The organism is Pseudoalteromonas sp. T1lg24 (assembly GCF_002964745.1).
Lineage (GTDB): Bacteria > Pseudomonadota > Gammaproteobacteria > Enterobacterales > Alteromonadaceae > Pseudoalteromonas > Pseudoalteromonas spongiae.
On record NZ_PQCB01000006.1, the window covers coordinates 707,763 to 732,003 of the forward strand.

22 protein-coding genes, 1 tRNA gene and 1 pseudogene are annotated in these 24,241 nt (G+C 39.1%); 1 reads left to right on the forward strand and 23 read right to left on the reverse strand.

All coding sequences use genetic code 11. The features are described from left to right. Window positions 1-82: 82 nt before the first annotated feature. The 17 genes and pseudogenes from C2M30_RS06300 to C2M30_RS06380 form a co-directional block, all read right to left on the reverse strand. Complete coding sequence (locus tag C2M30_RS06300) at window positions 83-2,140, reverse strand: secretin N-terminal domain-containing protein (RefSeq protein WP_105171056.1); 2,058 nt, start codon at window positions 2,138-2,140, stop codon at window positions 83-85. Continuing rightward, the gene (locus C2M30_RS06305; RefSeq protein WP_105171057.1) at window positions 2,137-2,625 is read right to left on the reverse strand and encodes a hypothetical protein; all 489 of its coding nucleotides are present in this window, start codon (window positions 2,623-2,625) and stop codon (window positions 2,137-2,139) included. The genes C2M30_RS06300 and C2M30_RS06305 overlap by 4 nt, the downstream gene beginning before the upstream one ends. Beyond that, window positions 2,622-3,179: a hypothetical protein gene (locus C2M30_RS06310; RefSeq protein ID WP_105171058.1), complete on the reverse strand. Its 558-nt coding sequence runs from the start codon at window positions 3,177-3,179 to the stop codon at window positions 2,622-2,624. Before C2M30_RS06310 ends, C2M30_RS06305 begins: the two co-directional genes overlap by 4 nt. A gap of 1 nt (window position 3,180) precedes the next feature. Next, the gene (locus C2M30_RS06315; protein ID WP_105171059.1) at window positions 3,181-4,266 is read right to left on the reverse strand and encodes a hypothetical protein; all 1,086 of its coding nucleotides are present in this window, start codon (window positions 4,264-4,266) and stop codon (window positions 3,181-3,183) included. Next, window positions 4,263-5,156, reverse strand: a complete 894-nt coding sequence (locus C2M30_RS06320; protein ID WP_100912549.1) for a general secretion pathway protein GspK — start codon at window positions 5,154-5,156, stop codon at window positions 4,263-4,265. Before C2M30_RS06320 ends, C2M30_RS06315 begins: the two co-directional genes overlap by 4 nt. After that, window positions 5,153-5,866 carry a PilW family protein gene (locus C2M30_RS06325; RefSeq protein ID WP_010561150.1) on the reverse strand — a complete coding sequence of 238 codons (714 nt, stop codon included), beginning with the start codon at window positions 5,864-5,866 and terminating at the stop codon, window positions 5,153-5,155. The genes C2M30_RS06320 and C2M30_RS06325 overlap by 4 nt, the downstream gene beginning before the upstream one ends. Next, window positions 5,860-6,267 carry a type II secretion system protein gene (locus C2M30_RS06330; protein WP_100912548.1) on the reverse strand — a complete coding sequence of 136 codons (408 nt, stop codon included), beginning with the start codon at window positions 6,265-6,267 and terminating at the stop codon, window positions 5,860-5,862. The genes C2M30_RS06325 and C2M30_RS06330 overlap by 7 nt, the downstream gene beginning before the upstream one ends. Continuing rightward, on the reverse strand, window positions 6,254-6,664 hold the full coding sequence (locus C2M30_RS06335; RefSeq protein ID WP_100912547.1) for a type II secretion system protein: 411 nt from the start codon (window positions 6,662-6,664) through the stop codon (window positions 6,254-6,256). The genes C2M30_RS06330 and C2M30_RS06335 overlap by 14 nt, the downstream gene beginning before the upstream one ends. Further along, the gene (locus C2M30_RS06340) at window positions 6,651-7,850 is read right to left on the reverse strand and encodes a type II secretion system F family protein (RefSeq protein WP_105171060.1); all 1,200 of its coding nucleotides are present in this window, start codon (window positions 7,848-7,850) and stop codon (window positions 6,651-6,653) included. The genes C2M30_RS06335 and C2M30_RS06340 overlap by 14 nt, the downstream gene beginning before the upstream one ends. Continuing rightward, complete coding sequence (locus C2M30_RS06345; RefSeq protein ID WP_105171061.1) at window positions 7,850-9,505, reverse strand: GspE/PulE family protein; 1,656 nt, start codon at window positions 9,503-9,505, stop codon at window positions 7,850-7,852. The genes C2M30_RS06340 and C2M30_RS06345 overlap by 1 nt, the downstream gene beginning before the upstream one ends. Beyond that, the gene (gene gspG / locus C2M30_RS06350; protein ID WP_010561155.1) at window positions 9,505-9,900 is read right to left on the reverse strand and encodes a type II secretion system major pseudopilin GspG; all 396 of its coding nucleotides are present in this window, start codon (window positions 9,898-9,900) and stop codon (window positions 9,505-9,507) included. The genes C2M30_RS06345 and gspG overlap by 1 nt, the downstream gene beginning before the upstream one ends. A 61-nt stretch (window positions 9,901-9,961) precedes the next feature. Next, window positions 9,962-11,116 (reverse strand): polysaccharide pyruvyl transferase family protein, encoded by a 1,155-nt coding sequence (locus tag C2M30_RS06355; RefSeq protein ID WP_234004691.1) that lies wholly within the window; start codon window positions 11,114-11,116, stop codon window positions 9,962-9,964. Between the two features lies 1 nt (window position 11,117). Next, entirely contained in the window at window positions 11,118-12,155 is a 1,038-nt protein-coding gene (locus C2M30_RS06360) for a nitroreductase family protein (protein ID WP_105171062.1), read from the reverse strand. Window positions 12,156-12,208: 53 nt separating this feature from the next. Continuing rightward, window positions 12,209-14,859 (reverse strand): annotated as a pseudogene (locus C2M30_RS06365) (SLBB domain-containing protein). 111 nt (window positions 14,860-14,970) lie between these two features. Then, window positions 14,971-15,747: a DUF481 domain-containing protein gene (locus C2M30_RS06370; protein ID WP_105171063.1), complete on the reverse strand. Its 777-nt coding sequence runs from the start codon at window positions 15,745-15,747 to the stop codon at window positions 14,971-14,973. A gap of 12 nt (window positions 15,748-15,759) precedes the next feature. After that, the gene (locus tag C2M30_RS06375; protein WP_105171064.1) at window positions 15,760-16,581 is read right to left on the reverse strand and encodes a mechanosensitive ion channel domain-containing protein; all 822 of its coding nucleotides are present in this window, start codon (window positions 16,579-16,581) and stop codon (window positions 15,760-15,762) included. A gap of 73 nt (window positions 16,582-16,654) precedes the next feature. Then, window positions 16,655-17,065 (reverse strand): YbaN family protein, encoded by a 411-nt coding sequence (locus C2M30_RS06380; protein WP_105171065.1) that lies wholly within the window; start codon window positions 17,063-17,065, stop codon window positions 16,655-16,657. Window positions 17,066-17,178: 113 nt separating this feature from the next. Here C2M30_RS06380 and C2M30_RS06385 point away from each other — a divergent pair. Then, window positions 17,179-17,254, forward strand: a tRNA-His gene (locus C2M30_RS06385). Between the two features lie 351 nt (window positions 17,255-17,605). On the opposite strand, the gene lpxC is transcribed toward C2M30_RS06385, so the two are convergent. The 6 genes from lpxC to murC all read right to left on the reverse strand — a co-directional run bounded on the left by lpxC (window position 17,606) and on the right by murC (window position 24,230). Beyond that, a complete protein-coding gene (gene lpxC, locus C2M30_RS06390; RefSeq protein ID WP_010561162.1) occupies window positions 17,606-18,517 on the reverse strand; it encodes a UDP-3-O-acyl-N-acetylglucosamine deacetylase in 912 nt (303 codons plus the stop codon). Between the two features lie 91 nt (window positions 18,518-18,608). Continuing rightward, complete coding sequence (gene ftsZ / locus C2M30_RS06395) at window positions 18,609-19,832, reverse strand: cell division protein FtsZ (protein ID WP_100912539.1); 1,224 nt, start codon at window positions 19,830-19,832, stop codon at window positions 18,609-18,611. Between the two features lie 48 nt (window positions 19,833-19,880). Beyond that, window positions 19,881-21,113, reverse strand: coding sequence for a cell division protein FtsA (gene ftsA, locus C2M30_RS06400; RefSeq protein WP_010561164.1), 1,233 nt, complete (start codon window positions 21,111-21,113; stop codon window positions 19,881-19,883). A 7-nt stretch (window positions 21,114-21,120) separates the two neighbouring features. Further along, window positions 21,121-21,909: a cell division protein FtsQ/DivIB gene (locus C2M30_RS06405; RefSeq protein ID WP_105171066.1), complete on the reverse strand. Its 789-nt coding sequence runs from the start codon at window positions 21,907-21,909 to the stop codon at window positions 21,121-21,123. Further along, window positions 21,910-22,824, reverse strand: coding sequence for a D-alanine--D-alanine ligase (locus C2M30_RS06410; protein ID WP_105171067.1), 915 nt, complete (start codon window positions 22,822-22,824; stop codon window positions 21,910-21,912). Beyond that, complete coding sequence (gene murC, locus C2M30_RS06415) at window positions 22,821-24,230, reverse strand: UDP-N-acetylmuramate--L-alanine ligase (RefSeq protein ID WP_234004699.1); 1,410 nt, start codon at window positions 24,228-24,230, stop codon at window positions 22,821-22,823. Before murC ends, C2M30_RS06410 begins: the two co-directional genes overlap by 4 nt. Between the last annotated feature and the right edge of the window lie 11 nt (window positions 24,231-24,241).

Below are 24,241 nucleotides of genomic sequence, written 5' to 3' on the forward strand. Positions count from 1 at the left end.
TCACGAAAATCTAATAAACTAGTAAGCCTGCAAAAGTTAACCCGACTTTGATACTTTTTCAAGTATTTATGTAGATTTTTTGTTAAAAACTAACATTCTCTAAACCACTCAAGAAAGATGACTTTACGCGATTCCAATCTTCTAAGTTATGTACAATTTTTGGCGTCACTAAAACCACCAACTCTGTTTTATCTTGATTATTCGAATCTGTTCTGAATAAGTGCCCTAAAACAGGAATACTGCCCAACAAAGGAACCGCATTTGAGTTAGTAGAATTATTTTCACTAATCAAACCACCAAGTATCACAGTTTGCCCGTCACCAGCCACAACTTCTGTAGATATTTTTCTTTCAAAAATTGACGGACTTCCGTTTATACTTGAGCCATCAGGCGATTCATTAGAAATATCCTGTTGAATCTCCATAATTATTGTACCTTGCGCATTCACCGTTGGTACTACCGTTAAATTAACACCTGTTTTTCGATATTCTATTTGTGTTGTTTCTCTATCACCACTAATTGGGTCACTGGTAGTACTGCCAATGGTCGGGATATTATCACCCACACTAATATTTGCAGATACGCCATCACGTACCAATAGCGTAGGGCGAGATAAAACATTAACTAATCCATCTTTTTGATTGAGGTTAACAGCAAAATTACCGTTTAAACCAACAATTGAATATGAAAAGCCGCTTTCTCCACTAAAAGAAACTGTATTTGTCCTATTTCCGGAAGAACTGTTTTTAATAGCGTACTCTACCCCTTTTGAAAAGCTCCCTGTCAGCTTTACCTCGGCAATAATAACTTCTAGCATTACTTGCTTTGGCATAATATCTAGCTGCTTAATAATTGGTTGCAATTCTTGATAAAAGCGGCCTTCACCATAAAAAATTAAGGAGTTCGTTCTGTCATCAACTACCAAGCGGATATTATCACCTTCTATTGATGTCGTTTTACTCGGAACCTTGCTTGAAGTTTTAGTTTGACCTCTATCACTTGCTGATGTTCTCTCTTCCCTAGTTGCACCAGCCGGAGCTGCCCCCCCAATTAAAGGTGCTAAGCTCGCACCTAAGTCCATAGCTCGTGCAAATTTTGGATGATAAATAAAGAAGCTTTGATCGGTACCTGTTGCGGGTTTGTCTAAGGTATTTCTCCAATAAGCAACTCTATCAACAATCTCGTCAGAGTTTGCAAACACTGCAACTTTACCTAAGTGCTCTATCGGTACAAATGCTACATTTTTGCTTGCGCGTAGCCCTTCCCCAACCTCAATACCTTCTTCCGAAAGGATCGCTTTTGCTTTCTCAATAAATGTTTTGCTATCGATGTATTGGAATGTCAATAACGCCGAGGATTTGTTGTAAATCATAGAGCTATCAAACATAACCAGCAAAGAAAGTGCACGTTGCACTTTTTCTTTGTCACCTTTTAATGTAACTAGTGATTGCCCTCGATCATGAAAAACTTCAACACCTGTCAAATCTTGAATTACTTTTCGTAACGACGTGCTCAGGTCAAAATCCAGTTTGACCAACTGCAACACATGACCTGATACGTTGGGAACACTGCTTTGTGTTCGGCCAAAACCAAACGCCGTGTTACTTTGCGCACCATCAGCAAGCATATGTAAATAATAAATACCATCTCGAAACGACACGTCTATTTTAGTTTGAGATAAAATCTGTTGTGTCAATGAAAATAGCTTTGCGCCCGTTACTTGCTCATTTAGATTTAACGTCACTGGTGAAGTTAACGCTTTTACTTGAGGCTCAACTAAATAAGATACGTTTAATGTTTCGCCAAAAACATAATTGATAAAATCATTTACAGGTAATGCATTTGCTGAAATATGAAATTTCTTTTCTTCCCCAAAACGAGCTGCTAAGTCTATACCTAACGTTATGTCTTTATCATTTTCACTTAATCGGTTTAAAACCTCTGTACCACCTAACTTCTCCACAGATTCAGTAGTGATAACATCTTTAGTATTTTCTACATTACTTGATTCTAAATACGATTTTCCAATTTCAGTTTTTTCTTGTTGCAACCCTGCATTGGGATTAGTTAATGCACACCCTGATAATGCTAATAACACAGATAGTGATACTAAGCTTTTTTTAACTGAAACTGGATTCATGATTTTTTACGCTCAAATAATTTAAATTCTTTCACACTATCTCCCACTGCAACAAGGATGCGGTCATTATACACTTCTTTTAATTTCACACTTGGTGCAATATCCATATTTAATTCAACCTTTTTAAGTGGATGACTCGGAGACTTAAGTAGTATATACGGACTCTTCCCCGCATTTACCACAGCAAGCAAACTATATTCAATTCCATTTATATTTAAGGTTGGCACCTTGGTTTTAGGCTTACTTACTGTTGGTTTAGCTTGTGGTTTGGGGTTTCTTCTTTCTTCAAGCTCTTTATCGAACTTTTTTTTAGCCTCTTTCCAAGACCTTTCTAGCGCTAACTCTTCTGGCAAAGACGCTAACTTACCAAGCCCAGTATCAAAAGAAACTTCTCGAGCTTCTTCTTTAACAGCATCTTCAGGCAAAATATCATTAATTGCGATAAAACAAGATACAAGAGTCACGATCAGAGTAAAGATCTTCATAAAACTACCTTTGACTGCCACAGTTTCAATTCTAGAGTACCTCTCAACTGTTCATTTGGTCGTGAGTTTATTTTTTTACCACCATAGACATAATCACCAATACGAATAACAGGAGTAGCTGCTTCAATATTTCTAGTAGCACTAATGATACAACTTGGGTTAGCGTTGTATCTTACTTCAATTCGCCATTCAGTAATCTCTTCATTCAGCGGTTGATTACCTTTCCAAGTAATAGCACTAAACTCACATCCTGATTGCGCTAATATTGATTCGATTTTTTCCTGTGCCAGTAGTTTTAGTTGTGATTCAGACTCAGCTTTAAAGAAAAGTGCTTCGGCCTTTTTCTTTGCTACCATCACCTTAACTTCATTCATCTCGATTGCATTTGTTTGAGCAATCACAGCCTCTGTTTTTGCGACGCGCTTAGTTGTAAGAAATAGTTTCTGTTGCTCAACTGTTATCGCTTCATACAATGGAACTGTAATTTCATTTGCAACAAGTAGAGCAACCAAAACAATGAGATAATGTTTATATTTTTTTAATACTTCTTGCATTTCAGCTTTTTAACCTAACATGAATCACACTATAATCTCGTTGACGCGACTTACGTACAGTACCAAAAAACTCTGCGCTTTCAACATACTCTAAACTGCTTACATGCTTTAATACATTCGAAGCATTATCAGACATGCCTCGTAACGTTACAATGCCGTCTCTCTTTGAAAATTGCTGCAAATCCATTCCTGCATTAATTGCTTCATGCACTAAGCTCCAGTCAGGATGAACTAACGGAGCAGAAACAATACGCTTGTTGACTACATCAATAAATTCGCTGTTAAAGTCAATCGCTGCTTTTCGGTTTAGTAATGAAGAAACATCGTCACCATAACTTTTAACTTGTTGCTCTAACTGGTCAACCTTAAACAGTGTGTAGCCGTAAATTACACTATACAACAGCGTAACTGCTACTAATGGCGCTATGTACAACGCATGTAATTGCGCAAGAGGAATATGTTTTTTAACTTCGAAGTGACATATTTTTGTTAATTTATCAAATGGTATTGTAAGTAATGTATTAAAAATAAACGGCAAGTAGTCACTACCTACAATGTCAGTTTGTACATTCTCATTACTAACGCCAACACTCAAACAAAATAATTCAGGTGTAGACATTAAACTCGTTTTATAAGCATAAAATGGACGGTCTACATTCAAGAAGAACATCTCACCTACAGGCGTGGCTAAGTTGTACAAACCTTTTGTATCCGCGTTTGCTAATATTTCTGCTTCGGGAATTAAACATAATGCGGAGTTTTGAACTTCGCTATCAATTACCCTAATCTCAGTCCGGCGCACATCAAAGCCTTCCTGCTCACTGTTTTTCATTACGACATGAATGACTGCATGCGCCGAACTTTCACGATCTAACTTTAAAATATCAAGCAGTTCTTTCTTACCTATCGCTGGGTAAGTAATCGTTTGAACATCACAGTACTTATTGCTGACAATAATCAGCTTTGGTTTAAAACTATTTAAATCAACCTGATCAGATAAAGGCGCTATACTACCCGCATAGTAACCTATCGATTTAACAAGGCGTTTTTTAATTGCCTCTGATTTAATCACTGCACCTATATTCACAACTTATTCCATACTAAATCGGTAATCGTTACGGGGTTATTAATATCACGACGTTTGAGCTCGATTATAAAGCTTTTTTGTAACATAATTCCATTTTCACTTGCTGTTAAAGCAACTTTGAATTTGAATCCATTCGCAAATGAAACAAAACCCTCTTGCTCTATCCCAGACATTTCCTCAAATTGTCGCCTACTTAAATTTCCTTCTCGCCTTTGTTTAATTATTCGGTTGGCTCCACTTTCGTCATAAGCAATCGCTTTAATTATTGCTTCGGGAGAATTCATTGGATTAAAAAAAGGCGTAGGCTCCACGGTAAAATACTTATTCCATTGCTCAACAGTTAAGATATCACTCTCTCTAACATGCTGAAGTTCATTAACTGATTGCAGATAACCATTTCTAGGGCCTACTTTTGATAAGCCTTGATAGTATTCTTTTTCAGCGCCATAAGGTTTAAGGCTATCATCTTTATCTGTCCAATCTAGCAGGCTATCAATAAATATATTTATTCTATTCTCAGCAACTCCAAGCTGTTGAAATAGTTTTGTTAGATGATTACTGTCAAATGTATTTAAACTATATAGCCCACTCACATCTTGAATTTGAACAGTTATACCCTCAACTTCAAACGGCTCAAAATAAAAATTCCATATTCTTGCAAGGTCATTGTCACTTTTCTTGTTTTGATAGTTAAAGTTAGATAACAACGCGTTAAAAACCAAAGCTTCAGCCGTCTCTAATTTCAGTCTCAACTGATGTACTTTTTGAACATCTCTTGCAACATTAATTTGTGCCTTAAGTGTTTGTCCAATAAACACGCTGAGCATAATTAAAATAACCGAAATTATTAGCACTTGAACTAACGCGATTCCGCAATTCCGTCTCATCATGCATCCTCTCGCAAATACCTAAACAATTTACGATGGGCGTGTTCAGGCAAAGCAATCTCAAAATTCGAAAGTACACCTTCGTCATGTTCAATGATGACTGCTAGCTTTAAAGGAAGTGTACGAACAACTTCTAGTTTGTGAGATTCATACCATTCGGGTGATACTTTTGTGTTTTCTAAATTTGTTGCATCAGCTAGTGGGTCATCATAGTAGCCTGCCGCTTTACTAAGTAAATCAAAACCGAAGTATTTAAATTGACCACTTTTTAAATTATCTAAAAGAATTACCCTATGTTGCCAATCCATAGTATCGGACTGTTTTAACAATAATTGGTTAGCTAAATTTTTCTCTCTGTACGTTAATGCGAGCACCCCGTTTATTGTTTCAAATGAAAGCATTACGACCGATTTTGTATCCGAAAAAATCGGAGACTCAGTAACAAACATCGCAAAGTCACGTTGTGCATGAAAATAGATTGCGGGCTGATTATTGTCGCTTTCGATCACGTAAGGGCTTATCGACTCAAGCATGCGTGCTAGTGAATTAAATGCTAAGCCTTTTTGAGTTTGCTGCCAAAATAAGTCTGTTCGTTTTTGCCAACTAGAAGTATACAAACTATAACCAAAATACCCCGAGTACATAACAAGCATCAGTAAGCTACTCGCTATCATTAACTCAATTAATGTAAACCCTTTGTTGTGCTTCACCATGTTGCAGCCTTAAATGTGAAGTCTTGGATTTTATCCCCAAGCTTTGCTTCAACTGTTACATCGTATATCCCATAAACATTTGGATATTCTGCGCCAGAAATCGAATCGGGTGGCGGGCTATTAAATACAACTCGCTGCGCTTGCCAGTTGTACTCAACCCCGAAAATAATAATTTGACCATTTGCATCAGCAGCTTTAGTTACCTTAACTTTATCTTTTAACTGACTCTTAATGGCACTTATTGCAGTAGGATGAACTTGGTACATTCGAGCTGTTTCAGAAGCTTTGTTTGCAAGTAATGTTGAGCCTTTAAATATATCCGCAATTATCGCCAATGAAGTAAATAGTATAATTGCCGCTATCAGTACCTCTATGAGCGTAAAACCCTTAACGCATTTCATCAGTGTTGAACGTCTCAAATAAAGATGTTAATAAAATATTCCCACGCTCACCTTCTAGCAAAACGTTATTCGGTGTAATAATCGCCGTTGTACTGACTTGGTAATTTTGTTTCACAAATGAAAGCTGCTCAAAATTGATCACTTTAGTGCTGTCATTGCTTAAAATTTTCAATTGCTTGTCCAATGCATGAATAGTAATTGGTTGGCCTCGATAGTACGCCTGGTAGCTTAACGACTTAAAAACTTGTCTAACTTTTTGAGTTTCAACTAAGCGCTCTTGTTGATCTACATTTTTAACCACCAGGCCGCCAGTTAATGCCAATAATGTTGCCACAATCGCCATTACCACCATTAACTCGATTAATGAGAAGCCTTTGTGCAAACTAAAATGCCACATCGTTTATTGATACCATGCTCATTAACATCGTTATTACTATCCCTCCAACGAAGCCCCCCATGAACATCAGCATCAAAGGCTCAAGCAAAGTCGTAAACTTTTTAATGGCTTGTTCCAAATCTTGACGTGAACGACTAGCGACCTCTGAAAAAACCCGTGGCAGTCTGCCCGTTTCTTCACCAACTTTTATAATGGATAAAAAGAAGTCTGAAAATATACGTGTCTTAGCTAGTACTTGGCTTAACTGTTTTCCTGATTTTAATTGCTTACTCGCTAGCCGTGCATCCCTAATTAATTCGGGATGTTTAAGCGTTCCAGTCGAAAGAGATAATGTAGCATCCAGTTGAAGTCCTGCTTCCAACATCATAGCCATAGACTGAGAAAAACGAATTCGCTCGGATGTTAGAATTATGCTTTTCACTCCAGGAATTTTACTACCCGTTAAATAAAACCACTCTTTCACTTCTGGTTTTTTTAGTCCGTAAACAAGAGCAATCAAACTTGCTACAACTCCGCCTACGATAAAAAGCTGATAATCAATAAAAAAGTTACTAACGTTTATGATCATTTGGGTATACCAAGGTGCCTGCTCAAGATCTGTGAAAATCCCTGACATTTTTGGAACAATAAACGTCAGCACAAAATAAACAGCCATTATACAGACAAAGAAGATAACGCTTGGATACGTGAGAGCAGTCACAATTTGAGAGCGAAGATCTTTTTGAAATTTTAAATCAGCTGATAGTCTTGCTAAAACCTGCGCCAAGTTGCCTGATGACTCACCAATGCGAATTAAAGAAACATACAGCGGACCAAACAATTCTTCATGCTGAGCAAACGCTTCACTTAAAGAAGTACCTTTTTTGAGTGATGTGGCTATTTGATTCAATAGCCGAGTAAGTGCTGGGTGCACATTAGATTGACGTATAATATCGATCCCTTTGTCCACTCGTACACCGCTTTCCAATAACAAAGATAATTCACTTGTAAAAAACTCAAGTTGATCCAAAGATACTTTGTTACCGAAAAGAGACTCTAATGATAAGCCTTCAGAGACCTCTTTGATAGAAATTGGTGTAAGGCCATCTTTTGCTAATTTTTTTTGAGCTTCTAACTTTGACGTTGCACTAATAACACCTTGGTGACGACTTCCCGATTTATCTATCGCGCTGTAATCAAACTCCATTAACCTGCAACCCTTAAGACTTCGTCAATTGTCGTCACACCAGTCACTACTTTGTAAAAACCATCTTCAAGCAAATTCCTACGTTTCAAGTGGGAGTTGTGAGCCTGTGCTTTAGGTATAAACTGCTCATCTTTCGAAATTGCTTTAATTTCATCATCACAGCGAAGGTATTCATTAATTGCAATACGGCCTTTGTATCCAGTATTGTTACAATGCTCGCACCCAATCGCCTTTTTGATGTTTAGCTCTGTAATGCCAGCATTTGAGGCTACTTGAACTAAAGGGTAATTTTCCATTAGTTCTGTTTGATTATCATCAGGTGCAGCACAATGCGGGCACAGTCGTCTTGCCAGACGTTGTGCAACTACTGAAACAAGCGCTGCATTTAATAAAAATTCTTCTACTCCGAGGTCTAATAAGCGCGTGTACGCACTTGCAGCATCATTAGTATGTACAGTGCTAAAAACAAGGTGACCAGTCAATGCTGATTGAAGTGCTATTTGAGCAGTCTCTTTATCTCGAATTTCACCAACCATTATTATGTCAGGGTCTTGACGAACAATTGAGCGCAACCCTGCAGCAAAATCAAAACCAATTTCGCTATTCACCTGAACTTGGTTTACCCCCTCGAGTTGATATTCAACAGGGTCTTCTAAAGTTATAATTTTAACATCTTCATTGTTAAGTTCATTTAAAAACGTATACAAGGTTGTGGTTTTACCTGAACCTGTAGGACCGGTAAGTAAAATTACACCTGTCGTCTTTTTCAAATCTTGTCCAATCAACTTCTGCGTGTCCGCTGACAACCCTAAAACTGACATATCGTACCGAATAGAGTCTTTACGTAGAAAACGAAGTACAACACTTTCCCCTTCATTTAGAGGAAGAGCAGATACGCGTATATCAAGCTCTTGATTCGCAACGCGCATCTCAATCTTTCCATCTTGTGGACGGCGCTTTTCCGCGATATCCATACCCGAAAGGATTTTTAAACGTGTCGTGATCGGTAGTTGCATTTTTGGCGCAAGTGACTCAACTTCATGCAATACACCATCTATACGGTATCTTACTCTCAAGCGACCTTTATGAGGCTCTAAATGCATATCTGAGGCATTTCGAGCAAGGGCTTTTGTAATAAGTGAATTTAGTAAATTAACGGTAGGCGCTTCAGATGCAAGCTCCCTAAGACGCGCTTCTTCATCACCACTAAGCTCTTCCTCTTCTTGCGAAATGTTTGACGCATTTTGAATTTCGAAAAAGAATCTTTGTAACTGCGCTTCGGTTGCTACAAATAGTTCAACCTCTTTCGCCGAATCATTTAATAAGCTAATTAGGGATAAAGATAGTGGATCTTTACAAGCAACGGTCCAGTTATTCTCAAGTGTCGACAACAATACACAATCAAGCTCTTTTAATTTCTCATGTATCGAAAATTCAATATCCGGAATTGTCCAATCACCCCAAATCGTCTCGTCAAATTTCTGATAATTTAGAAGTTTTGCATAAAAAGGACATAAATCATCTTCTGTTAAACTTCCCATACTAACAAGAATTTGCTCTAGTCTTCCTGGATAACGCTTTTGGTAGGACTTCGCCTTTTCAATGTCAGACGAACTAATTGAAAAATCCTCAATTAAAATTTCCACTGAGTTCATCATTGGTGAATAACATCCTCATTTTCGTCAGTTCCACCTTCTTGCCCATCTAAACCATAACTTTTAATACTATAGGGATTACCATTTGAGCCTGGTACATCATATACATAAGGATTACCCCACGGGTCCATTGGGATTGCTTTAGGTAAATAAGGACCGTCCCATCCTCTTTTTGCACTTGCACGTAATTCTTCTAAATTTGCAGGAATTGAACCGACATCTAAACGATAAGTATCTATTGCGGCCTCAAACATTTGCATCTGAGCTACAGCTGCTTTCTTCTTTGATGAGCCCACTTTAGAAAATAACTTTGGAGCAACTAAAGAGCCTAGTAAACCCAAAATAATCAAAACAATCATTAGCTCCATCAAGCTAAAACCACGCATTTTTTTCATTTCAATACTCCCATAAATTCGACTTGGCAGTTTATCAAGGCACATAGCCTATGTCGATAAATCACGATTTGATGATTGCAACAACTTGTTGCCACATTTTTTTATTCTGTTCTTTCACTTGCTCTGCATGCAATAAACAAACATTTGTTTGATTAGTCAAATCATTTAAAAAGTGGTTCAGTTTATTTGTTAACTCTTGCCTTTCAAGTCCGAAGTCAATGACATTTTCGGATAGCCCATATTCCCCATAGAGCATTTCGTATTTATGACTCCAACTAGTAGCCAAACATGGAACACCCTGACAAAGAGCGCTTACACAGCCATGAAACCGACTACTTACGACAGCATCACAACTTCCTATTAGGGCTTTAATTTCGGTTGAGTTTAAACCGTCTATCAAAGCAATTTGTTCACTGTTGACAGCTTCTAATATTGCGTTGCAAATATCCCTATCTTCTTTGCCCTCATGGTTTAGTACTTTGACAAAAAAGCCGTTATCGATAAAAAAATTTGCCGTATCAATCCAAAAATCATAATACGATTTCTTTTGCTGTTCTGCATTCGCGTGATTAAATTTAGACACCACTTTATTATTAGGAATTAAACAAACAGTCTGCTGCTCTGTTGTATTAAATTGTTGCACTTCAAGCAGTGCTGTAAAGTCAGGACTTTGAAACAATTTATTGCTTTTATTTAATTTTTCACATTCAGCAAAAGAAGTATCGTCTCTTGCAAAAGTAAGGGCTGTATCATTTATCAGCACCTCAGCAAATTCTTTTAACTCTTCACGCTGAAAAGGCCCTAATGCTTGAGGTAATACAATATAAGGCTTGCCAAGTGCTTTAAATCGTTTAATTTCTTTAGCAGTATTTCGAAGATCTGCCATTGGCCACTGGTCGCCATAGGCAAAACCACTGGCATTAAGAATAACATCCACATCGGCCTCTGTTACGATGCCATAGCGCTTCAGAAAATTACGAATTTTCGTTGGTAACTTTGCAAAAATACCTGTCAAATCTAATTTGCCACGTCGAAAGCTAAGCTTTTGCCACGCCCCTAACTTGGCTCGTTTAACGTACGGCAAATTACGACCTGGCGAAAGCGTTAGATGGTATTCACCAAGGTGAACATCGAGCTGCTGTAATATTGCCTCTAGCATTAATTCAGCACCTTTATTAGAGAACTGAACACCTTTAATCTCAATATTTAACAACAACTTATTCCTTTATATATTTTATTAAGTGTTCTGCTGATTTCTTTTCTGAGAACGGAATTCCACCCGAAGGCTTTGCATAACCTACCGCAATAAACATAACTACACGTTTATATTGCGGAAGCTTCAGTAATTTGCAGATTTTTTTGTCCGACTTTTCGAGTTCAGGCCAATTAATTGCGCATGATGATAAACCAAGTGTCTCAGCTGCGAGCATTAATTGCATGCTGGCTAATCCCGAGTCAATGTAAATAACATGTCTATCACGATCCATTGGATAATAGGATTGATCACCGACAACAGCAATTAAGCAGGGAATGTTATCTGAAAAACCAACTGTTCCCCCAGGCAATTTTGCAACTTGCTTTCTAAATTTGTCACCTTCAATAACTAAAAACTCAAACGGTTGTCGATTACACGCACTAGGAGCTTGAGAAGCGATTGCAACCATCTTCGTTAATTTTTCTTTTTCAACTGAAGCATTTAGAAACCATCTAGTGGAACGACGAGCTTTCGAAAGGTTTAAAAACTCATCATAACCAACAGTGTGATGCTGACGCTTTTCACTTGTATATGGCTTACAAACAGCGCTATTTCGTATCTCAATAGAATTAAATCGGCAACTTGCACTGGCGACTATTTTGTTCGTTACCGAAACTACTTCAAAGTACTCAGACAAGACTGAATATGCCCAATTTAATTCACTTTTTGAGAACGTTTTGCGTTGGCAAGCTACCAGATATGCTTCAACTGTCTCCGCTATATATTCAAGTGCAAATATCTCACGGCGAGGCTCCATAATTAAGCCTTTTTCCAACCGATGAATATTTCGACGAAGTAGCGAACTTGTTTCTTGCTGCACCCCTTTATTACTAAAATATTGAATTTTGGCTTTTAATAATGCTTGCTGCTCAAAACCAAAAGCGGAGTCAAAAAAACAATAATATAATCGTGATAAGAGAGGGGATTTTGAAGCCAAAGGCCAAAGCAATTTTTGATTTATCAAAATAGCTTGCTTCACAATTTTCTTAATTGCTTTCAAGAATAAACTCCGATAACCAATAGAGCTCAGGCATAACCTGAGCCCTTTTTAAGTTATAATGCTGAGATAGCTGCCGCAGCAAGACCTAACTGATAAACAATTTGAGATGCCGTACTCCAAAGGGTTAGCTGATTCATGTATTCCGCATCTAGTGGCACAACAATAGTATCACCTGGCTCTAGTTTATTCTTATTATTGTTAACTGCAAACCAGCTCGAGCCACTAGGTATATAAACCGAACCATTGGCTTTTATAACATAAATACGATCATCATCAGCTCTTTGTTTTAAACCACCACTATACTCAAGATAATCATCAACCGATAAATTATCGCTATATAAGTGAGATGTAGACACGTTTACTTCACCAATCACACTTACCGTACTTTGTTTAGCAGGAATATATAGTGCATCACCATTTTCTAACTCTAAAGCAACTGTTCCAGATTGAACTTTCGGTAAATCAATAACTAAACGCCCTAACGCTTGAACTTTAGCAAGATCCTTTAATAACTTATCGGTATCATCATAACTTAGAGACGCATCCGTAACTGAGTTAGAGAAACTCTTTGATGCAATTTCACGACGTAAGTCATCTGATAATTTTTGTAGTTGAGCACGCTCTTTTGTACGTATTGACTCACGAGTGAAGATAGCACCATTTTCAGCGGCAAAATCAGTTAGTCCACCTGCTCGCTGTAATACATTCTCTAGTGTTTCGCCGCGCTTAATTGAATATGTACCAGGGAAGCGCACTTCTCCATATAGACTAACCGTTCTCTCTCAGACCAATTTGGCGTAGGGAAAATATTAAGTGAATCTTTGCTTTGTAATGTGAACCTTTCTGGTTTGTCTATAGCCTCAGATAAATTAACAGCGATGTGCTCAACACTTGTATTCTCACCTTTAACAACACGCGTAACCTCTGCATTTTGCATATATGCTGATTCAAGCAAGCCACCTGCAGCATTTACTGCAAGCTTAACTGAGGCGTTTGATACTAATGGATAAACCCCTGGATAACGAACACGACCATTAACAGCAATTAATGCAGTATCTTCAAATGCTGACGCTTGTTTTTGTAGCTTTAAAACTACTGGTGCGAGCAATTTCTTTCGACTAAATACTGAATACTCATCGTCTTCCAACTCTTCAGTTTGGCCAGTCAATAGTTTAGTTAAGTTATCTAATTGCGTTGCTTCCTCTTCCTCAAGCTCTTCGGTTTCTTCGCCAATAAACTCCAAAAATTTGCGATTTTCGAATTTTTGCCATTGCTCTACTTTTGCTTGATGTGCGATCTCTTTCTCACTCAAAGCGAGTTCAGTTAACAACCGCTTTTCTTCGGCTTTTTCTTCAAAGCGACTGAATACAATAATAATATCACGCGGATTTAACTCAAAATTGCTCTGGTTATTCTCTAACGCATCAACTAATGAGAATTGAAGTAATTCGATATCACCACGAATGTTCTTCTCTCTTACGATTAACGAGTAATCAAAATCAGCAATAGGTAAAACATCAGATTTCAAAGATGTAATTAAGTCAGAAACTCGGTTACCTTGTGTCCATTGATAATTACCAGGATGAGAAACTGCTCCCATAATAGTCACAGCATTTTCTAATTGCTCGCTTGAGCCTTGCACTTTAATAACATCACCATCATGCGGTTGATAATTAATTTCAGTGTTTGAGAAATCCTTTGTTAATACAGTTTTAAAACTATTACCCGCATAACGTTCGATGACTGTTTTTTGTGGAAATGCTTCAGCCTTAAAACCACCGGCTAAACGAATTAAGTCTTTTGCTGTTTCGTTTTGTTTTAGTTCAAAAATAGCGGGGCGCTTTACTAAACCAGAAACAGTTACTTGCTTACCAACTGATGGGATAAAAACAACGTCACCAGATTGTAGTATGATATCATTTGAGCTATCACCTTTCGTAAGAAGATCATATAAATCCAATGCGGCCACAACCTTACCGCGACGCTTCACTTGAATATTACGAAGAGAACCAATTTCGGTAATACCACCACTAACAAATAATGCATGAGTTACTGATGCAAGGGAAGAAACACTGTAAGATCCTGGCTTGTACGCTTCACCTAAAACAAGAATGCGCATAGAGCGTAAGCGCCCCATTGAAACAAACGCTTGAACGCCAATAATTTCTTGTTCAATTTTAGCTTTTACTAGCTTCTTAACTTCAGAGAACTGCAAGCCAGCTACGTTAACAGGGCTAAGCTTTGGAATTGTTAAACGTCCTTCACGGTCGACTTCTACTTCAAAACTATCACTATCTTTGCCATAAAAGTTAATTTGAAATTCGTCACCGGGACCAACAATGTAGGAATCAGGTATCGCCGCATTTTCACTTGGCATAAATGACATAGGTTCGCCCGCAAACAACTCATAACCAAATGGCTTTAATTCTTCCATTTGCGGCTTGAATTTTTCTTCCTCTGTTTTTTCTTCTTCCTCAGAACGAGGTTGTACTAACAAGCTTTCATCTTGCAGCGCCTCTTCGACTTCTTTACTTGATTTATCAAGTTGTTTTAAATCGATCCCATATTGCTTAGCAAGTGCTTTTTGTTGCGATTTTGGCAGCTTTTTAAATTGCTCAATTTGCTGCGGTGACGGAGTCATAGCATATGACGGCTGGCTAAATGATACGACTAACAAGCAAAGAAATAGCTTTAGATAACGCACAGGATCCCTTTAAAAATTTCAGTTCAAATACAACCCTTAATTCTACCTGAGTTCATACACAAAAAAAAAGAGCGTTAAACGCTCTTTTACAATTTAGTTTAAGCCTACAACTTAAAAGCTATACACCAAGGTCAATACTGTCTCAGTGTCTGTATTTACTTTATCAGCATCAACTTCTGAGTTGTGAGTTACGTTAAAGCCAACTTTCATTTGCAATGAGCCGTTGATTTTAGTCAGTAATGCCGTTTCAGAAATGCTTTTGGTATTGGTACTACCTGATTCAACTTTAACGCGTTGGGTAAACTTAGCGTTATCGCTGATCGTCCAGCTAAAGTCAGCTTTCGCTAGTGCAATCCATTCATCATCGCGCTCACCTGCTTTAGGGCGACCATCTTTGAAAAGCTCTTGGTTTTTCTCTGAATACTGGAAATATTTGTAACCCGGACCAAAGTCAAAACCAAGTGTCATATTTGACTCATCAATCAAACGAAAACCATAACCGCCTGAAAGCACTGTTTCGTGACGATATGCACCAAAGTAATCGCTATCGTGCGTTAAGCCAACGAATAAATGAGAGTGTTTTTCACCAAGATTGTAGTTACCTTGAACCGCTGCGCCGTATTTTTCGTTAGTACGTTGTGTATCTTTTAAACCACTATCAAGCGTCACTTCATCTTCTTTATAAAGTGCGTTTAACTTGTATTCATTTGTCCATTTACCAATATCATGTTTTGCATTTGCACCGAACTTAAACGTGGTCGTTTCGGTATTACCACTGGTAATAATGGCACCAAGCTCGCTACTTGCTTCCCATGTTTTATCTTCGTCAGCAATCGCTTGATTCGTAAATGCAATTGCTACAACTGACGCTAAATATCTTAATTTCATTATCTCAGCCTATTACTCGCTAATTTTATTTAAATGAACATCCATTTGAGGGAAAGGAATAGAAATACCCGCTTCATCTAATGCAAGCTTGAAGTTTTCTTGAAGGTAAAAATAAACTGCCCAATAATCTTCAGTTTTTGCCCAAGAGCGCGTTACAAAGTTAACGCTTGAATCACCTAAAGTATGAACACCGATGAAAAATGCAGGATCTTTAAGTACTTTATCATTTGATTTGATTACTTTTTCAAGCACTTCACGCGTTTGCTTTAGACATGAGTCGTAGCTAACACCAACCATAATATCAACACGGCGCGTTGCTTGACGGCTGTAGTTTACAATAGCGCCACCCATAATTGCCGAGTTTGGTACTATGATTGTTTTATTATCAGGTGTTAACAGTTCTGTTGAAAAAATCTCGATTTTAGAAACACTACCTGAATGACCCGCAGCATCAATAAACTCACCTGATTTAAATGGACGCAGAATAATAATAAGCACGCCTGATGCAAAGTTTGAAAGAGAGCCTTGTAACGCTAAACCAACCGCTAAACCCGCTGCACCCAAAATTGCAATAAACGATGTTGTTTCAATACCAACTTGAGAAAGTGCCATTAGTACTGTCGCCGCAAATACAAGTGCGTACACAATATTTGCTAAAAACGAACCAACCGCTTTATCTACTTTTTTCTTTTCGATCGCTTTTTTGGTTAATTTTTCACATACTTTTGCTACGCGAATGCCCACGAGTAAAATGACAATCGCGACTACAGTTTGTAAGCCGTAATGTAAAAGTAAATCAGAGTTTTCGTTCAACCATTTAGCTGCAGAATCCATGAGTATTCCTTTTGTCGTTGATTTAGGTAATTTTAAGAATTATAAAGATTTTTGAAATTTACGTCACTTCTTTTCACAGTTTAAGCGGATCTTTAACTTGATTGTCACCTGGTTTTGAAGGTCTACTCCAAATAAACAACAAAACGCTTACAATACTGATCACAACAATCGCTTTGAGCCATATTGGGAAGGCAAGAAAGTGCAATGGGTAGGAAACGAGCAACAACATGGAGCTAGTCGCGATTACTTTAATTTTTGTTCTTATTACACCATGCGCTTCCCAATCCGTTATTAATTGACCGAATATTCGATGATTCAATAGCCATGAATGCATTCGCGTTGACGATTTAGAAAAGCAAAATGCCGATAACAATACAAAAGGAGTGGTCGGTAGTAACGGAAGAAAAACCCCAAGCACTCCCAGCAATAAACTGACCAAACCTATTACTAACCAAACTGAACGAATAACAGTCTTTTTTAACACTACAAAATCGCAAACTAAATTTATTTAGCTAAAAGCATAACATAAGTCTTCACACGGGCATGTTTTTTATGTATTATGCGCGCCACACGAAATAAGGTGTTTCAAATTTTGTGGCGGCTGTAGCTCAGTTGGTAGAGCCCTGGATTGTGATTCCGGTTGTCGCGAGTTCAAGTCTCGTCAGTCGCCCCACTTCTTCTTAAAAATTCCTTTTTAACTTCAAAAATATAACAACTAGCTATACAAAATGTATGTGCTTAGCAAGTTACCTTCTTTCGTTTCTAATTAAATTAGTTAATACACGATAAGTTTGTCTCGAACGTTCACTTTTGAAGCCTAACGCCAACGTCATTAGCATTATAAAGATTGATATCTTCAGCATAGAAAAAGCATATTTGCTCATTGTTTATTAGCGGCTTTTAACAAATTAACAGCGTTTTGCGTACTAGAATGCACACACATGACGAGACTAGAAAACATTATTTTAGGCAATAAAAAACGCGACTTAAGTCGCGTTTTATAATTTGATTAATTTTGAAAAAACTAAGCTGTTGCAGTTTCTAAACCTGGCGCAGCCATAGTGACAGACTCTTCAAATGTTGCCCATTCCCAAGCTGATTCAGTCGCCATCAACTTACGAAGTAGCTTATTATTCAGATCATGGCCTGATTTATATGCAGTTACTTTACCAAGTAAGTTATGACCCGTCATAAACAAGTCACCAACACAATCTAAAATCTTGTGTTTTACAAACTCATCAGGGTAGCGCAATCCATCAGGGTTAAGAACTTTAAAGTCATCAAGTACAACAGCATTATCCATGCTGCCACCAAGTGCTAAGTTGTTAGCGTGCATGTATTCGATATCACGCATAAAGCCAAATGTACGTGCTCGGCTAATTTGCTCGATAAAGTTCTTAGCTGTAATGTCTAAACCAATACGTTGGCGACTTTCATTAATTGCTGGGTGGTTAAACGCAATTTCAAAGTCGATATGAAAACCATCATATGGTTCAATCTCAGCCCACTTATCACCGTCTTCAACACGAACTGTTTCGGTAATGCGAATAAAACGTTTAGCTGCATTTTGTTCTTCGATGCCAGCCTTTTGAATAAGGTAAATAAATGGTAATGAACTACCATCCATAATTGGCACTTCAGGGCTATCTAATTCTACAATCAGATTGTCTAAGCCTAATGCTGCAATTGCAGCGATTAAATGCTCAGTAGTCGATAAGCGAACGCCATCTTTGTTAATTAAGCATGTACATAATTGAGTATCGCCCACGGCCTCAGGTGTTGTTTCAAAATCAACAACAGGATCAAGGTCTACCCGGCGAAATACAATACCCGTATTCGCACTAGCAGGTCGGAGAGTGATAGAAACCTTTTCACCCTTATGCAATCCAACACCTACGGCACTGACTTTTTCAGTTATGGTACGCTGCTTAATCATAGGCTATCCACTTATTCGTTAAAATCGGCCGGCTATCTTACCACAGATAAGACCAGCTTGCCAAATTATGTCTATTTTTCAAACAATCTTATTAATCAGCTTGATTACGTAAGAAAGTTGGTACGTCAAAATAATCTGCTTTGTCTTGCTTTTTGTCTAATGGCGCGCTTTCTTTGACTTCGTTTTGAACACTTGGTTCAACAGTCTCAGGCGTTTCTACACTGCCCGACTGTGCAAAACTTGGTACAAATACACCTGGTGTTGCAGTTGCGTTGCTCGGAGCGCTTGTTGCTTGCGCGGTATCAGAGCCAGACACTTTTTTGATATCTGCACCTACAATCCCAAACTGAGGCTTGCGTTCACCGCCAAGGCCAGTCGCAACAACAGTCACACGTAACTCTTCAGACATATCAGGGTCGATAACCGCACCCACAACAACCGTCGCATTTTCTGATGCTAATGCCTTAACGTGGTTACCAACTGTTTCAAATTCTTCAATCGCAATGTCCATACCCGCGGTAATGTTAACAAGAATGCCTTTCGCACCTGTTAAATCAACATCTTCAAGTAACGGGCTTGAAATTGCAGCTTCTGCAGCTTCTTGCGCACGATCAGGGCCTTTCGCTGACGCTGTGCCCATCATTGCAGTTCCCATCGCAGACATAACAGTACGTACGTCGGCGAAATCCACATTGATCAGACCTGAGCGAGTAATCAACTCAGCGATACCTTGTACGGCACCAAATAACACATCGTTCGCTTTAGCGAATGCGTCTAATAATGTCGTACCTTTGCCTAAAACTTTAAGCAATTTATTGTTAGGAATTGTAATAAGTGAATCAACGTGTTGAGACAACTCATTAATGCCATCTTCTGCTGCCGATGCACGCTTTTTACCTTCAAATTCAAAAGGTCGTGTTACTACTGCAACAGTTAAAATGCCCATTTCTTTAGCAATACGCGCCACAACAGGTGCAGCACCTGTACCTGTACCACCGCCCATACCGGCAGCAATAAAGATCATATCAGCGCCTTCAAGGCCGTTACGAATCGTTTCTGCATCTTCTTCTGCAGAATCACGACCCACCTCAGGGTTTGCCCCAGCACCTAAACCTTGCGTAATTTGCGTACCTAGCTGCACTGTTACATCAGCTGATGATTTACGCAGTGCTTGCGCATCGGTATTGGCCGCAATAAATTTTACGCCTTCAATTTGCTTTTTAACCATGTGCTCAACAGCGTTACCACCGCCACCGCCGACACCGATTACTTTAATTACGGCTTCTTCACCGTGCTGTTCCATTAAATCAAACATGTTTAACTCTCCGACTAACTACCTTATGAAAATTCACAAGGCAAAAGCTTAAAACTCCCCTTGAAACCATTTTGTTAAACGGTTCCACCAATTTCCATTACCAGATTCTGTGGTGCGGCTGCTCTGGCTATGCTGCATAGTTCGACCATACTGCAACAACCCAACTGACGTTGCGAATGACGGATCATTCACATAATCAGTAAGTCCAGCTATCCCTACTGGTTGACCAACGCGCACTGGCATTTGGAAAATTTCTTCTGCTACTTCAACAACACCTTGCATCTTGGCGGTACCGCCTGTCAGCACGATGCCTGCAGCTATTTGTTCTTCTAAACCTGAGCGACGAATCTCTTTCATCGCCAACTCAAAAATCTCTCTCATGCGCGGCTCTACAACTTCAGAAAGTGTGTGGCGCGACATAATACGTGCAGGTCTACCACCTACACTTGGTACTTCAATACTGTCTTCTTGACTTGCTAAGCGACTTAGTGCGCTGGCATATTGTACTTTAATTGCTTCAGCATGCGAGATAGGCGTGCGAAATATTTTCGCAATATCGCCAGTTACTTGATTTCCCGCAACTGGTAGCACCGCCGAGTGGCGCAAAGAGCCTTGCGTGTATATGGTAATGTCCATAGTGCCACCACCAATATCAACCACAGCAACACCAAGCTCACGCTCATCTTCAGTTAAAACTGAATCGCCCGACGCCAGCGCCGAGAAAATAAATTGATCAACACGTAGGCCACAACGCTCAACACATTTTTCTATGTTTTTCGCCATATCGTTTGAGCACGTAATAATATGCGCTCGCGCTTCCATACGTACACCACTCATACCAAGAGGATTACGAATGCCTTCTTGCATATCAACGGTGTATTCTTGTGGTAACGCGTGCAGCATCTTGCGTTCAGCTGAAATAGGGACGGATTTAGCGATATGAATAACATTATCGATGTCGTCATGGGTGATTTCAGCGTTGTTAATCGCCACTACACCATTTTCATTTTGACACTGAATATGTTTTCCAGAGATGCCTAGGTACACCGAGCTAATGCGACAATCCGCCATTAATTCAGCTTCATCTAAAGCGCGCTGAATCGACTCAGACACTAAATTAAGATCGTTAACACCACCTTTATCCATGCCTTTCGCGTTTTGACTGCCAACGCCTACAATGCTCAGCTGATTATCAGGTGTTACCTCACCGACAACAGCAACAACTTTAGACGTTCCTACGTCTAAGCCGATAATGAGATTACGTTCAACTGCCTTGGTCATACCCTAGTTATACCTTATTATTTTTAGTTTGCTCTTGCACTGGCTGAAGCCAGCTCACAGCTAATCCCGTATCATACCTTAAATCTATCGACTCTACCTCTTTATCCGACGAGTTTTTTATCTCTGGATATAAATCGATAAACCGCTGCACTCTAAGCGCAATATCTTTGCGTCCTAGGTTTAATTTAACACCACTATTTAGCCATAATTTCCATGAAAAACGCTCTGACAGCGCAAGGCTACTTAACCCGATTTCATGTAGCGCTAATAATTCTTTAAATGTTTTAAAGGTTTTCCACGCTTCATTTTCACTGCCTTCAGGCCCATACAACATAGGTAACTTGTTAAAAAACTGCTCTGCCGGTGCCTGAAAGATGTCGCCATGGGTATTTAGCAATAAATCTTGATTCCAAATTGCAACAGCCTGATGCTCAGTAACATAGACACGTAGTGTGTCTGGCCACTGTTTACGTACCGATACACTTGCTACCCAAGGCAGTTCCAATAACTTCTCTTGCACTTGGTTTACATCTACATCAAAAAACGTTTTAACTTTTAATAACTTAATCTTATCAACAATTGCTTGCTCACTTGTATAAACAGGGTCGCCATGTACCAATACTTTGCTCAACTTACTATTTTGTTCCGTTGCTAAGTAATCGGTTAAGGCATTCACCCCTTGCCACGTAATAAACAAGGTCAAAACAAAAAAGCTTACTCCCATTAGCAAAGACCAATTAGTTGCAGCAACTAATCGCTTTGTTAAATTTGCTAATGTAAGTAGTGTTTCTTTCATTTACAGTGTCGAATCTAAAATTTCTAAAACTAACTGAGCAAAATCTCTACCTGAGTCTTTTGCAGCCATAGGTACCAATGACTTTTCTGTCATGCCCGGCACAGTATTCACTTCTAACAAATAGAATTCACCGCTTTGGTCACGCATCGCGTCCACTCGGCCCCAATCTTTAGCACCAACAAGCGCAAATGCCTGTGTTGCGATCATTTGTAAATACGCAGTATCGGCGTTTGATAAATCAGCTGGGCAATGATAACTCGTAGTAGATGACTTATATTTCGCCTCGTAGTCATAAAAACCACGTGGTGTTTTCATTTCAATCACCGATAGCGGCTGGTTATTAAGCATGCTAACGGTATATTCGGTGCCTGTGATCCACTGCTCAAGCAATACTTCATCATCAAATTTAAAGGCATTTTCAAGCGCACTTTTTAGTTCTTCACTCGTGCTTGCTTTAGCCATACCGATACTCGAACCTTCGTGGCTAGGCTTAACCATTACCGCGCCAAATTCGTTAATAATCGATTCAATACTAAAGCTTTCACCTTTTTTAACCGTGGTAAATTTAGCGGTGGGCAAGTTACTAGCAACAAATAATTGCTTACAACGTACTTTATCCATAGCTAACGCACTGCCTAACACGCCGCTGCCGGTATAAGGCAAGCCCATAAATTCAAGTGCACCTTGAATTGTACCGTCTTCACCACCGCGGCCATGCAACGCGATAAACACGCGATCGATTCCTAATGTTTTAAGCTCAGCAAGCTCTCGTTCTTTTGGATCAAATGCAATCGCATCAACACCATTGGTAATCAGGGCGTTTAATATGGCACTTCCTGAATTGAGTGACACCTCACGCTCAGCCGAATTACCACCTAATAAAACGGCGACTTTACCATACTGCTTTTGGCTCATTGTGCTACCTGCTTTAGCTTAGTTACATTCATTTCTGTTTCAGCAATTTGTTTTACCAATTGACCTATATTGCCCGCACCTTGCGTTAACACTAAGTCATTATCTTTTACCGCGTCAGCCAATGCTGTGAATAGCTCATTCGGCGTGGCGATATATCTCGGCTCTTTACCACGTTGTCTTAAGCTACGACATAAACTCTTGCTGTCTGCGCCAACGATAGGTTCTTCACCTGCAGCGTACACTTCCAACAACAATAATTCGTCTACCTGACTTAACACATCTACAAATTCTTCGTAAAGGTCACGCGTGCGCGTAAAGCGGTGAGGTTGATACGCCATTACTAAACGCTTATCAGGCCAACCTTGCTTTGCCGCTTTAATTGTTGCGGCGACTTCAGATGGGTGATGACCATAATCATCAACCAACATCACGTTGCCCACTTCGTTATTGAACTCGCCATAATGTTGAAAACGACGACCAATACCTTCAAATTCTTTTAGTGCTGCTTTTATTGCGCTTTCACTTACGCCTTCTTCAAACGCCACCGCAATTGCCGCTGTTGCATTTAAGGCATTGTGCTTGCCCGGTAAATTCAGGGTAATCGCCAGTATTTCACCATTTGGCAACACAACTTCAAAGGCACTGCAGCTAGCTGATTGTGAGAAATTAATGAGACGGTAATCTGCGTCTTGCGATTCACCATAAGACACATATTTACGGCTAAAGCGCGGCAATAACTCGCGAACTACTGAGTCATCTATACAAGCTACGGCTAACCCGTAAAAAGGAAGGTTATGGATAAATTCAATATAGGTGTCTTTCATATTTTCAAAGTCACCTTGATACGTATCCATATGATCCGCTTCAATATTTGTAATAATGCTGATCATTGGGTTTAAGTGTAAGAAGCTTGCGTCACTTTCATCTGCTTCAGCAATGAGATATTGACCACTACCTAACTTCGCATTGGTACCCGCACTATTTAATAAGCCACCAATCACAAAGGTGGGATCAAGTTCAGCTTTGGCAAAAATACTTGCTACTAAACTCGTTGTTGTGGTTTTACCATGCGTACCAGCAACTGCAATACCCTGCCTAAAGCGCATTAACTCAGCCAGCATTTCCGCACGGCGTACAATTGGAATGTGTTTTTCTTTCGCGCAAATGATTTCAGGGTTACTTTCGTCAATAGCACTTGAAACAACTACTACGTCTGCTTGCTCAACATTTTCTTCTCGATGCCCGATAAAAACGTTCGCGCCCGCTTTACTCAAACGCTCTGTCATTGCGCCTTTGTTTATATCTGAGCCGGTAATTTGATAGCCTAAATGTAATAGTACTTCTGCAATTCCGCCCATACCTGCACCACCAATACCAATAAAGTGGATAGTGTTGATTCGTCTCATTGCAGGTAAAT